The sequence below is a fragment of the Pseudomonas sp. GW460-LB5 genome, assembly GCF_059423245.1.
On sequence record NZ_JBWKXT010000006.1, the window covers coordinates 58,840 to 71,210 of the forward strand.

A 12,371-nucleotide genomic window follows, 5' to 3' on the forward strand; every position below is an offset into this window, starting at 1 on the left:
CTGGCCCTGAGGATTGGGCAGCTGTTTCCTGCATTACCTAGGTGAAGCTTTCGCGGGCACGCCCGCTCCCACAGCACTCTACCTGTGGGAGCGGGCGTGCCCGCGAAGAGGCCCTGTCAGGCAACTGGAGATGTGGCGACCATCGACGGCCGCTTGGCCACCTCTGCATACCATGCAGCCAGGCCTGGCTGGCGTTCACGCCAACCAAACTCCGGCTGACGCAAATCCAGATACCCCAGCGCACAGGCCACGCCAATCGCCGCCAGGTCGAACCCGGACATCAGCTCGGGCAGGTGCTCCTGCTCCAGGTTGGCCAGGCTACGGCGGATCTTGTCGCTCTGCGCCTGCAACCAGCCATCCCAGCGTTTGTCCTCTGGCCGCAAGAAGCTTTCATAGCGCGACGACACCGCCGCATCCATGATCGCATCGGCCTGCGACACCAGGGTCATGCGCCGCCAGCGCGCCGAGCCTTCACGGGGCAACAGTGGCAGGCCGACGTGTTGCAGGTCGAGGTACTCGCAGATCACCCGGCTGTCATGCAGCACGGTGCCGTCGTCCAGGCGCAGGGCCGGGATCTTGCCGATCGGGTTGTCCTGGTTGAGCTGCGGGTCGCCGCTCACCGGGCTGATGTTTACCGCTTGCAGCTTTACCCGCTCAAGCTGCGAGGTCTCGTGCAGCACCACCATGACCTTGCGCACAAAAGGTGACAAGGGCGAGTGGAACAGGGTCATCGTGGTCATGGTTCAGTTGCCTTGCAGGCTGGGTGGCAGGCATACACCGGTGCCGCCGATGCCGCAGTAGCCGTCCGGGTTCTTGGCCAGGTACTGCTGGTGGTACGCCTCGGCGAAATACACGGTCGGTGCCTGGTCGATTTCGGTGGTGATTTCACCAAAGCCGGCTTTGGTCAGTTCGGCCTGGTAGGCGTCGCGGCTGGCCTTGGCCTGTTCCAGCTGTTCAGGGCTGGTGCAGTAGATGGCCGAGCGATACTGGGTGCCGACGTCGTTGCCCTGGCGCATGCCTTGGGTGGGGTTGTGCAGTTCCCAGAACATCGCCAGCAGCTCGCGGTAGCTGACCTTGTCTTTGTCGAACACCACCAGCACCACTTCGGTGTGGCCGGTCAGGCCCGAGCAGACTTCTTCGTAGGTAGGGTGCGGGGTGAAACCGCCGGCGTAGCCGACCACGGTGCTGACCACGCCTTCGCGCTGCCAGAAGCGCCGCTCCGCGCCCCAGAAGCAACCCAGGCCGAAGATGGCGAAGTCGATGGCGCCTTCAAAGAAGGGGCCGAGCAGCGGGGTGCCTTCGAACACGTAGTGGAACTCGGGCAGGCTCATTGGCGTTTCGCGGCCAGGCAGGGCCTGCTCCGCAGTTGGCATGACGTTTTTGTTCACCAGGATTTCCGAACGCAGGACCATGGCCGTTCCTCTGTGTTTTTTCAGTGGGATAGGTGTTGGGCCATCGCCGGCAAGCCAGCTCCCACAGGGATATCACAGGTCTGGAAATCTGTGCGGTCCCTGTGGGAGCTGGCTTGCCGGCGATAGGGCCCGAATAGGTTCTATAGTGCCCGAGGATTACGCCGCTGTCAGGCCACTGGTCCGCGCGGATAACGCTTCAGCCGTTCGGCCAGCTCGCGCCCAGGGATCGGCCGGTCGAACAGGTAGCCCTGGCCCACGTCGCAGCGGTGCCGGCGCAGGAACGCCAGTTGCTCCGGCGTCTCGATACCCTCGGCCACCACCTTCAGCTTGAGGTTGTGGGCCATGGCCACCACCGCCGAGGTGATTTCCATGTCGTCCTGGTTATCCGGGATTTCGTTGATGAAGCTACGGTCGATCTTGAGGATGTCGATCGGAAACTTCTTCAGGTAGCTCAGCGATGAATAACCGGTACCGAAGTCGTCCATGGCAAGGGTCAGCCCCAAGGCCTTCAGCTCGTCCAGCTGGCGGTGCGTGTCTTCGCTGGCTTCCAGCAGCAGGCCTTCGGTCAGCTCCAGCTCCAGCAAGTGCGGGGGCAGGGCTTCTTCCTTGAGGATGCTGCTGATTGATGCCACCAGGTCCGGGTCGGAGAACTGCTTGGGCGACAGGTTGATGGCCACGTGCAGGTTGCCCAGGCCGGCCTCACGCAGTTGCTTGCTCATGCGGCACGACTGGCGGACCACCCACTTGCCGATGGGTATGATCAGGCCGGTTTCCTCGGCCACGCTGATGAACTGGTCCGGGCGGATCATGCCGCGCTCGGGGTGGTTCCAGCGCAACAACGCTTCCAGCCCCAGCAGGCGGCCGCTGCGCAGGCAGATCTTGGGCTGGTAGAACACCTCCAGCTCGTTCTGGGTCAGGGCGCGGCGCAGGTTGTTCTCGACGAACAGCTTGTAGCTGGCCTCGGCGTTGAGCACTTCAGTAAACACCTGCACCTGGTGCTTGCCGTTGGCCTTGGCCTTGTGTAGCGCAAGGCCTGCGTTCTTCATCAGGCTGGCCGGGTCGGTGCCATGCAGCGGCGCGCAGGCCAGGCCTACCGAGGCGGTGACGTTGATCAGCTGGTTGTCGACGAACATGGGTTTGTCGAGTGTGCTCAGCAACTGCAAGGCAACGCCCTGGCCATCTTGCAGGCTGGTGTCGTCGAGCAGCACGGCGAACTCGTTACTGGCAAAGCGCGCCAGGATGCCACCGCTGTGCAGGCTGTTGCGCAGGCGCCGGGCCAGGCTGATCAGCAGCTTGTCGCCGGTCTGGTGGCCGAGGCTGTCGTTGATGCGCTTGAAGTTGTCGATGTCCACCAGCAGCAGGCACATCGCGCTTTCGCCATCACGGACAAAGCGCTCGTCCAGGCTGCGGATGAACGCCGGGCGGTTGCCCAGGTTGGTCAGGTTGTCGGTGTAGGCCAGGCGCTCGATGCGCTGCTGGGCCAGCTTGGTCTGGGTGACGTCTTCGTAGATGCCGATGTAATGGGTCAGCTCACGATTGTCGCCGTACACCTTGGAAATCGACAGTTGGCCCCAGTAGGGCTCCAGGTTCTTGCGCCGGCTCTTGAACTCACCCTGCCAGCTATTACCCATGGCCAGGCTGGAGGGCGAGTCGAACAGCAGTTCGCTCAGGTTTTCCAGTGCAGGCAGTTCGCCCAGGTGGCGGCCTTGCACTTCGTCAGTGCTGTACTGGGTGATGGCGGTGAAGCTCGGGTTCACGTACTCCACCCGGCCATCACGATTGACCAGCAGGAAGGCGCTGGCGCTTTGCTCCACTGCACGCTGGAACAAGTGCAATGCGCTGGCGGCAGCGCGCCGGTTGTGGTTGGTGATGACCTGGGCGAACTGGTCGGCCAGCTCGCCGGCAAAGGCGATTTCGTCCGATTGCCAGGCCCGTGGTTGGCCGCTCTGCTCCAGGCACAGCACGCCGACCACCTGGCCATCAACGCGGATACTGGCATCGAGCATGGCCTTGTTTTCCGGGCGCAGGCTTTGCGTCAGGGCGCGGGTGCGTGGGTCGTGGCCGGCGTTGTGGGCGTCGATGGCGCGGCTGGCGTGCAGCGCCTCGAGGTAGTCGGGGAAGCGGCTGGCATCGATAGCTTCAGGCTGGCGATGCTCCTGTGCGTCACGGTACCAGGCGGTGATCGGTTCCAGGCGCTGGTCGTCCAGGTGCCAGATGCTGGCGCTGTCGACCTTGTAGATTTCGCAGGCGCTTTGGGTGATCAGCTGGGCGGCTTCCAGCAGGGAGTTCTCGGCACTGTAGCGCTGACGCGCCAGGCGCAGGATGAGGTCCTGCTGACCGCGTACGCGCTCCAGGTGTTCCAGTTGTTCTTGCTGGGCACGCTGGTTCAGTTGCAGGGCCAGTTGCAGGCGGTTGTTGCGCGACTCCAGGTCGCTGGCGCTCTCGCCAGGGTCGTCGGGCTGGTCGTCGAGCACGCTCATGTAGCCGCGCAACAGCTGGCGGTTGTGCTGCTTGTAGGCTTCACCGGTCTCCAGCAGGCGCAGCAACTTGCCTGGCGTGTGCAGGGAGTAGCGCACGCGGTAGTAGCCGCGCTGGGCCAGTTGCAGCTGGATCTCGTCGTGCAGCCGGTAACGGGCCTCGGGTTCCATCAGGCTGGCGTACGGCGCGTCCACCAGGGCACACAGGTCGGCGGCGTGCAGGCCAAAATGGCGCTCGCAGGCCGGGTCCAGATAGAGCATGGCCCAGGTGGCTTCGTTGAGCCTTTCGAAACGCAGCATACCGAGCCGCGAGGGCACGGGTAACGGCGTGACGACCTCGGCCGCCACACGGCTGGCGGCATCGGTTTGGCTTTTCATCGAAGACTCGCTTGAACAGGGAGCGCGGCCATGTAGCGGCAGCGGATTCGGCAAGGTTGCATCATGTCCCGAGGGCTGGCAAGCGGCCATGCTTGATGCTGTGGACAGGTTATCGGCGGGTGGGGCGGAAAACTTAGATCGCCTTGGGATTTTTGCCGCCTGGGAGATCGACCGCCGCGCGGGCGGCGCTCGATCTCCCAGGCGCCGAATACTTTCGCCGGACAAAAAAAGCCCCGCCAATTGACGGGGTTGAGGTACGAGCGTGGCAGCTCGAAAAGGGTACCGCCCCTCCGGGGAGGGGCAGCGGGCTGCCTTACAGCAGCATGGTGCGGATATCGCCCAGCACGTCGCCCAGACGCTTGGTGAAGCGCGCGGCGGCAGCGCCGTTGATCACACGGTGATCGTAGGACAGCGACAGCGGCAGCATCAGCTTCGGCTGGAAGGCCTTGCCATCCCACACTGGCTGCATGGTCGCCTTCGAGACGCCCAGAATAGCCACTTCCGGCGCGTTGACGATCGGCGTGAAGCCGGTGCCGCCAATGTGGCCGAGGCTGGAGATGGTGAAGCAGGCACCTTGCATGTCGTCGGCCGACAGCTTTTTGGTGCGCGCCTTCTCGGCCAGTGCAGCGGCTTCGGCAGCCAGTTGCAGCAGGCTCTTCTGGTCGACGTTTTTGATCACAGGGACCAGCAGGCCGTCCGGGGTGTCCACGGCGAAGCCGATGTGCACGTATTTCTTGCGGATGATGGCTTTGCCGCTTGGTGCCAGCGAGCTGTTGAAGTCCGGCAGTTCCTTGAGCAGGAAGGCGCAGGCCTTGAGCAGCAGTGGCAGCACGGTCAGCTTCACGCCAGCTTTTTCGGCCACGGCCTTCTGTGCAACGCGGAAGGCTTCCAGCTCGGTGATGTCGGCGGAGTCGAACTGGGTAACGTGCGGTACGTTCAGCCAGCTGCGGTGCAGGTTGGCGGCACCGACCTGCATCAGGCGGGTCAGGGCCACTTCTTCCACTTCACCGAACTTGCTGAAGTCCACTGCGGGGATCGGCGGGATGCCAGCGCCACCGGTTGCACCGGCGGCAGCCGGGGCTTCCTTGGCCTTTTGCATCATCGCCTTGACGTAAACCTGCACGTCTTCTTTCAGGATGCGGCCGTGCGGGCCGGTCGCAGCAACTGCGCCCAGCTCGACACCGAATTCACGGGCCAGCTGACGAACAGCCGGGCCTGCGTGAACCTTGGCGTTGTTGCCAGCAGCCGGTGCGGTAGCAGCCGGTGCAGGGGCAGCAGCAGGGGCAGCAGCTGCAGGCGCGGCGGCCGGAGCAGCCTCGGCCTTGGCTGGCGCCGGGGCAGCAGCTGGGGCAGCGCCCGCCACTTTCAGCTTGAAGATCAGGTCGCCAGTGCCGACTTCGTCTTCCAGCTTGCACAGTACTTCTTCGACCACGCCAGCGGCAGGCGACGGGATCTCCATGGAGGCCTTGTCGGATTCCAGGGTGATCAGCGACTGGTCGGCTTCGACGGTGTCGCCCACCTTGACCAGCACTTCGATGATCTTGGCCTTGCCCGACGAACCGATATCCGGCACGTGGATGTCCTGCACGCTGGCAGCAGCCGGGGCTGCGGCCGGAGCAGCAGGGGCGGCTTCAGCGGCAGGCGCTGGCGCAGCTGCCGGGGCAGCGGCCGCGGCCGGAGCCTCAGGCGCCGCAGCAGCGGCACCCTCAGCTTCCAGCACCAGCAGCTCGTCGCCTTCTTTCAGGCGGTCGCCCAGCTTGACCTTCAGTTCCTTGATGACGCCGGCCTTGGGAGCCGGGATCTCCATGGAGGCCTTGTCGGACTCCAGGGTCAGCAGGCTCTGGTCAGCCTCGATACGGTCACCGACCTTGACGAACAGCTCGATGATTTCACCTTCACCGCTGCCGATGTCAGGTACGCGAATGAGTTCGCTCACTTAAAAATACTCCTCAGCAGTCCAGTGGGTTGCGCTTGTCCGGGTCGATGCCGAACTTGACGATGGCGTCAGCCACAACCTTGGGTTCGATCTCGCCACGGTCAGCCAGGGCTTCCAGGGCAGCCAGTACCACGAAGTGGCGGTCGACTTCAAAGAAGTGACGCAGCTTCTTGCGGCTGTCGCTGCGACCGTAACCGTCGGTACCCAGGACCTTGAACTCTTTGCTCGGCACCCACTGGCGAATCTGCTCGGCGAACAGCTTCATGTAGTCGGTGGAGGCGATGACCGGGCCTTTGCGACCGTTCAGGCACTGCTCGACGTAGGTCTGCTGTGGCTTCTGGCCAGGCTTCAGGCGGTTGGCGCGCTCTACGGCCAGGCCGTCGCGACGCAGTTCGTTGAAGCTGGTGACGCTCCACACGTCGGCACCGACGTTGAACTCTTCACGCAGGATCTTCGCCGCTTCGCGGACTTCGCGCAGGATGGTGCCGGAGCCCATCAGCTGTACGTGGTGCGCGGCTTCGCGGGTGTCTTCTTCCAGCAGGTACATACCCTTGATGATGCCTTCCTCGACACCGGCCGGCATGGCTGGCTGCTGGTAGGATTCGTTCATCACGGTGATGTAGTAGAAGATGTCCTGCTGCTCTTCGGTCATCTTCTTCATGCCGTCCTGGATGATCACCGCCAGCTCATAGCCGTAGGTCGGATCGTAGGTGCGGCAGTTCGGGATGGTACCCGCCATCATGTGGCTATGACCGTCTTCGTGCTGCAGGCCTTCACCGTTCAGGGTGGTACGGCCGGCGGTACCGCCGATCAGGAAGCCACGGGTGCGGCTGTCGCCAGCGGCCCAGGCCAGGTCGCCAATGCGCTGGAAGCCGAACATCGAATAGAAGATGTAGAACGGCAGCATCGGCTGGTTGTGGCAGCTGTACGAGGTACCGGCAGCGATGAACGACGACATGGCGCCGGCTTCGTTGATGCCTTCCTCGAGAATCTGGCCCTTCTTGTCTTCGCGGTAGAACATCACCTGGTCTTTATCGACTGGCTCGTAGAGCTGGCCGACCGACGAGTAGATGCCCAACTGGCGGAACATGCCTTCCATACCGAAGGTACGGGCTTCGTCCGGGATGATCGGCACGATGCGCTGGCCGATTTCCTTGTCCTTGACCAGCTGCGCCAGAATACGCACGAAGGCCATGGTGGTGGAGATTTCGCGGTCGCCCGAGCCGTCCAGGATCGCTTTCAGCGTTTCCAGGGATGGGGTCGGTACGCTGAAGCTCTTGGCACGGCGCTGTGGTACGAAGCCACCCAAGGCTGCGCGGCGCTCGGCCAGGTACTTGGCTTCGGCAGAACCTTCTTCCGGCTTGAAGAACGGCAGGTTCTCAAGGTCGGCATCCTTGACCGGGATGTCGAAGCGGTCACGGAAGTGACGCAGGCTCTCAACGTCGACCTTTTTGGTGTTGTGCGCAGTGTTCTTGGCTTCGCCAGCACCGGTGCCGTAACCCTTGATGGTCTTGGCCAGGATGACGGTCGGCTGCTCTTTGTGGTTCACAGCCTGGTGGTACGCCGCGTAGACCTTGTACGGGTCGTGGCCGCCACGGTTGAGCTTCCAGATCTCGTCGTCGGACAGGTCTTCGACCATGGCCTTGAGCTCTGGGGTGTTGAAGAAGTTCTCACGAACGTACGCGCCATCTTTGGCTTTGTAGTTCTGGTACTCGCCGTCGATGACTTCGTCCATGCGGCGCTGCAGGGCACCGTTGGTGTCCTTGGCCAGCAGTGGGTCCCAGAAACGGCCCCAGACCACTTTGTTGACGTTCCAGCCGCCGCCACGGAACACGCCTTCGAGTTCCTGGATGATCTTGCCGTTGCCACGAACCGGGCCGTCGAGGCGCTGCAGGTTGCAGTTGATGACAAAGATCAGGTTGTCCAGTTTCTCGCGGCCGGCCAGGGCGATTGCGCCCAGGGATTCCGGCTCGTCGCACTCGCCGTCACCCATGAAGCACCAGACCTTCTGCTTGCCGGCCGGGATGAAACCACGGGCTTCCAGGTACTTCATGAAGCGCGCCTGGTAGATAGCCTGGATCGGGCCCAGACCCATCGATACGGTCGGGAACTGCCAGAAGTCAGGCATCAGCCATGGGTGCGGGTACGAAGACAGACCGTTGCCGTCGACTTCCTGACGGAAGTTGTTCATCTGGTCTTCGTTGATGCGGCCTTCCATGAAGGCGCGAGCGTAGACGCCCGGCGAAGCGTGGCCCTGGAAGAAGATCAGGTCGCCACCGTGTTCTTCGGTCGGGGCCTGGAAGAAGTAGTTGAAACCGATGTCGTACAGGGTGGCGCTGGAGGCGAAGCTGGAGATGTGTCCGCCCAGGTCCGAGTCTTTCAGGTTGGTGCGCATGACCATGGCCAAGGCGTTCCAACGCACCATCGAGCGAATGCGGCGTTCCATGAACAGGTCGCCAGGCATGCGTGCTTCGTGGGTGACAGGGATGGTGTTGCGGTATGGCGTGGTGATCGCATACGGCAGCTGGGAGCCACTGCGGGTGGCCAGCTCGCCCATACGGGTCATCAGGTAATGAGCGCGGTCTTCGCCTTCTTTGTCGAGGACCGACTCCAGGGCATCCAGCCATTCCTGGGTTTCGATTGGATCGAGGTCTTGCATGGCTTGCTCCAGGGCGGAAAGGCAACCAGAATCGATTGCCTGAGATTGCGACTGGCCTTATGGGCAGACGTCGTGAATTCTTGGATTACCGGGGTGTCATCCGGCGCCGTGTAGTTTTACTACATTTGCTTGCGCATTTCATGCTTTTGCACGACATGAGTAGTAGTAAAACTACATTTCTGCGACGTTTGGTCGCACCTTGGCTTGTGAGGAAAAACGTTCATGGTGGTTGGCATTGTGATGCGAACGGGTACTTCTTGATGTTTGTTGCCAAGTTTTCGTTTTTTTCAGCTATTTCCAACTTTTGTACGACAGTCCAACCGTGGTCCGGCTTCCCCTTGGCCGCTTTTTCCCTTCTATTTCACGCCGATCAAGGATAGACCATGCGCCTGCCTTTGCCGTCCGATCTGCCCGCCACCCTCCAGCCACTGGTCGCTCGCAACCAGCAATTCCTGAGCGATGCAGTGGCCGCTCACCCTGACCTCGACCTGAACGCCTGGAGCACGGTGCACCGGCAACAATTCGATCAGGTTGCTGCCGCCAGCGACTTTGTTCTGGGCCTGGCCCAGCGCGAGCCAGCCATGCTCTTCGATCTGCTGGCCAGTGGCGAGCTGGAGCGGGGTTATGCGCCGGGGCAACTGCGCGGGCAAATCGCGGCGGCTGCCCAGGCTGCGCAAAGCGACGACGAGCTGGCGCGTAACCTGCGCCGCGCGCGCAACCGCCAGCAGCTGCGCATCATCTGGCGCGACATCACCCGCCAGGCGGCGCTTGGCGAAACCTGCCGCGACCTGTCTGACCTTGCCGATGCCGCCATCGACGAAGCCTACCAATGGTTGTACCCGCGCCATTGCCAGCAGTTCGGCACCCCCATCGGCAACCGCAGCGGCCAGCCGCAGCACATGGTGGTGCTGGGCATGGGCAAGCTGGGGGCGGTGGAGCTTAACCTGTCGTCGGACATCGACCTGATCTTCGGTTTCCCCGAAGGCGGTGAAACCAAAGGGGTAAAGCGCTCGCTGGAAAACCAGGAGTTCTTCACCCGCCTTGGCCAGCGGCTGATCAAGGCGCTGGACCCGGTGACCGTCGACGGCTTCGTGTTCCGCGTCGACATGCGTCTGCGCCCCTATGGCTCGGCCGGCGCACTGGTGCTCAGCTTCAATGCCCTGGAGCAGTACTACCAGGACCAGGGCCGTGACTGGGAACGCTACGCGATGATCAAGGCACGGGTGGTGGCGGGCGACCAGGCGGCCGGCGCGCAGTTGCAGGAAATGCTGCGGCCGTTCGTGTACCGCCGGTACCTGGATTTTTCCGCAATCGAAGCGCTGCGCACCATGAAGCAGCTGATTCAGCAGGAGGTGCGGCGCAAGGGCATGGCCGACAACATCAAGCTGGGTGCCGGCGGCATCCGCGAAGTGGAGTTTATCGCCCAGGCCTTCCAGCTGATCCACGGCGGGCGCGACCTCAGCCTGCAGCAACGGCCGTTGCTCAAGGTGCTGGCCACCCTCGAGGGGCAGGGTTACCTGCCGCCGGCGGTGGTGGCCGAGCTGCGCGAGGGGTATGAGTTCCTGCGTTATACCGAGCACGCCATCCAGGCCATCGCCGACCGGCAGACGCAAATGTTGCCTGAAGGCGAAACGGACCAGGCGCGGGTGGCTTATATGCTCGGCTTTGCCGACTGGCACAGCTTCCACGACCAGCTGATGTACTGGCGTGGCCGTATCGACTGGCACTTCCGCCAGGTGATCGCCGACCCGGATGACGAAGACGGTGAGGGCGAACTGGTGGTGGGGGGCGAATGGTCGCCGCTATGGGAGCAGGCGCAGGACGAGGAAGCCGCTGGCCGGCAGTTGGAAGAGGCCGGGTTCAAGCAGCCCGTCGAAGCCCTGCGGCGTCTGGCCGGCCTGCGCTCCAGCCCGCAGCTGCGCTCGATGCAGCGTATCGGCCGTGAGCGCCTGGATGCCTTCATCCCACGGCTGCTGGCCCAGGCGGTGGAGCATGACAATCCTGACCTGGTGCTTGAGCGTGTGTTGCCGCTGGTCGAGGCGGTGGCGCGGCGGTCTGCCTACCTGGTACTGCTGACCGAAAACCCCGGCGCTTTGCGCCGTCTGCTGACGTTGTGCGCTGCCAGCCCGTGGATTGCCGAGCAAATTGCGCTGTACCCGCTGTTGCTCGACGAGCTGCTCAATGAAGGCCGCTTGTTCAGCCCGCCACTGGCCCCGGAGCTGGCCAGCGAGTTGCGCGAACGCCTGACGCGCATCCCCGAGGACGACCTGGAGCAGCAGATGGAAGCGCTGCGCCACTTCAAGCTGGCGCACAGCCTGCGTGTGGCTGCTTCGGAAATAAGCGGCAACCTGCCGTTGATGAAAGTCAGCGACTACCTGACCTGGCTGGCCGAGGCCATCCTCGACCAGGTGCTCGCCCTGGCCTGGCGCCAGACCGTGGCCCGCCACGGCCAGCCCAAGCGCAGCGACGGCAGCCTGTGCGACCCAGGGTTCATCATCATTGGTTACGGCAAGGTCGGCGGCCTGGAGCTGGGCCACGGCTCGGACCTGGACCTGGTGTTCATCCACGACGGCGACCCGCAGGCGGAAACCGACGGCACCAAGCCCATCGACAGTGCCCAGTTCTTCACCCGCCTGGGCCAGCGCATCATTCACCTGCTGACCACCCAGACCAACTCGGGCCAGCTGTACGATGTGGACATGCGCCTGCGCCCGTCCGGTGCTGCCGGCCTGCTGGTCAGTTCGCTGGGCGCCTTCGAGCGCTATCAGCAGAACGAAGCCTGGACCTGGGAGCATCAGGCCCTGGTGCGGGCCCGCGTACTGGTGGGTTGCAAACAGGTGGGCGCGGCGTTCGAAGGCGTGCGCGCCAAGGTACTGGGCCAGGCGCGCGACCTGGAAAAACTGCGCACCGAAGTGAGTGAAATGCGCGCCAAGATGCGCGGCAACCTCGGTACCAAGGCCACGGCTGCCGGTACTGCGGCCAACGCCTTCGAGGCCGGTGTGCCCTTCGATATCAAGCAGGATGCCGGCGGTATCGTCGATATCGAATTTATGGTGCAATACGCCGCTTTGGCCTGGTCTCATGACCATCCGGCCATACTCCGATGGACCGATAACATCCGCATTCTGGAAGAGCTGGAGCAGGCGAACCTGATGCCGGCCAGTGACGCGGTGCTGTTGCGTGAAGTGTACAAGGCGTTCCGCTCGGCCTCGCACCGCCAGGCCCTGCAGAAGCAGGCCGGGGTGATCGATGCGACGCAGTTTGCCGATGAACGCCGTGAAGTGCGGCGGATCTGGGGTGAACTGGGGTTGACTTGAGATTGTTGGGGCCGCTTTGCGGCCCATTCGCGGCACAAGGCCGCTCCCACATGGGAATGCGATCTCCTGTAGGAGCGGCCTTGTGCCGCGAATGGGCTGCAAAGCAGCCCTGAAGGCTCATGCCTCACCACCGGTGGTACACTGTCCGCCACATAGCCTGAATATAAAGAGGGGAGGCCAGGCTGTACCGCA

Annotated in this window: 6 protein-coding genes; 1 reads left to right on the forward strand and 5 read right to left on the reverse strand. The window is 63.3% G+C overall.

Translation table 11 applies throughout. From position 1 onward, the window contains the following. Positions 1–116 precede the first annotated feature (116 nt). The 5 genes from AC07XM_RS06305 to aceE all read right to left on the reverse strand — a co-directional run bounded on the left by AC07XM_RS06305 (position 117) and on the right by aceE (position 8,862). Positions 117–740: a glutathione S-transferase gene (locus AC07XM_RS06305; protein WP_016484549.1), complete on the reverse strand. Its 624-nt coding sequence runs from the start codon at positions 738–740 to the stop codon at positions 117–119. A 3-nt stretch (positions 741–743) separates the two neighbouring features. Further along, positions 744–1,412, reverse strand: coding sequence for a peptide-methionine (S)-S-oxide reductase MsrA (gene msrA, locus AC07XM_RS06310; RefSeq protein WP_016484550.1), 669 nt, complete (start codon positions 1,410–1,412; stop codon positions 744–746). A 167-nt stretch (positions 1,413–1,579) separates the two neighbouring features. After that, entirely contained in the window at positions 1,580–4,267 is a 2,688-nt protein-coding gene (locus AC07XM_RS06315) for a putative bifunctional diguanylate cyclase/phosphodiesterase (RefSeq protein ID WP_016484551.1), read from the reverse strand. Between the two features lie 313 nt (positions 4,268–4,580). After that, on the reverse strand, positions 4,581–6,203 hold the full coding sequence (aceF, locus tag AC07XM_RS06320) for a dihydrolipoyllysine-residue acetyltransferase (protein ID WP_102688919.1): 1,623 nt from the start codon (positions 6,201–6,203) through the stop codon (positions 4,581–4,583). A gap of 13 nt (positions 6,204–6,216) precedes the next feature. After that, positions 6,217–8,862 carry a pyruvate dehydrogenase (acetyl-transferring), homodimeric type gene (aceE, locus tag AC07XM_RS06325; protein ID WP_016484553.1) on the reverse strand — a complete coding sequence of 882 codons (2,646 nt, stop codon included), beginning with the start codon at positions 8,860–8,862 and terminating at the stop codon, positions 6,217–6,219. Between the two features lie 383 nt (positions 8,863–9,245). Between aceE and glnE the strand changes: the two genes are divergently transcribed. Next, complete coding sequence (gene glnE, locus AC07XM_RS06330) at positions 9,246–12,179, forward strand: bifunctional [glutamate--ammonia ligase]-adenylyl-L-tyrosine phosphorylase/[glutamate--ammonia-ligase] adenylyltransferase (RefSeq protein ID WP_102688920.1); 2,934 nt, start codon at positions 9,246–9,248, stop codon at positions 12,177–12,179. Positions 12,180–12,371: the final 192 nt, after the last annotated feature.

Bases quoted from the DNA above. Each gene is read 5' to 3' on its own strand.
- msrA (WP_016484550.1), bottom strand. From the start codon at position 1,412: ATGGTCCTGCGTTCGGAAATCCTGGTGAACAAAAACGTCATGCCAACT.
- glnE (WP_102688920.1), top strand. From the start codon at position 9,246: ATGCGCCTGCCTTTGCCGTCCGATCTGCCCGCCACCCTCCAGCCACTG.
- AC07XM_RS06315 (WP_016484551.1), bottom strand. From the start codon at position 4,267: ATGAAAAGCCAAACCGATGCCGCCAGCCGTGTGGCGGCCGAGGTCGTC.
- AC07XM_RS06305 (WP_016484549.1), bottom strand. From the start codon at position 740: ATGACCACGATGACCCTGTTCCACTCGCCCTTGTCACCTTTTGTGCGC.
- aceE (WP_016484553.1), bottom strand. From the start codon at position 8,862: ATGCAAGACCTCGATCCAATCGAAACCCAGGAATGGCTGGATGCCCTG.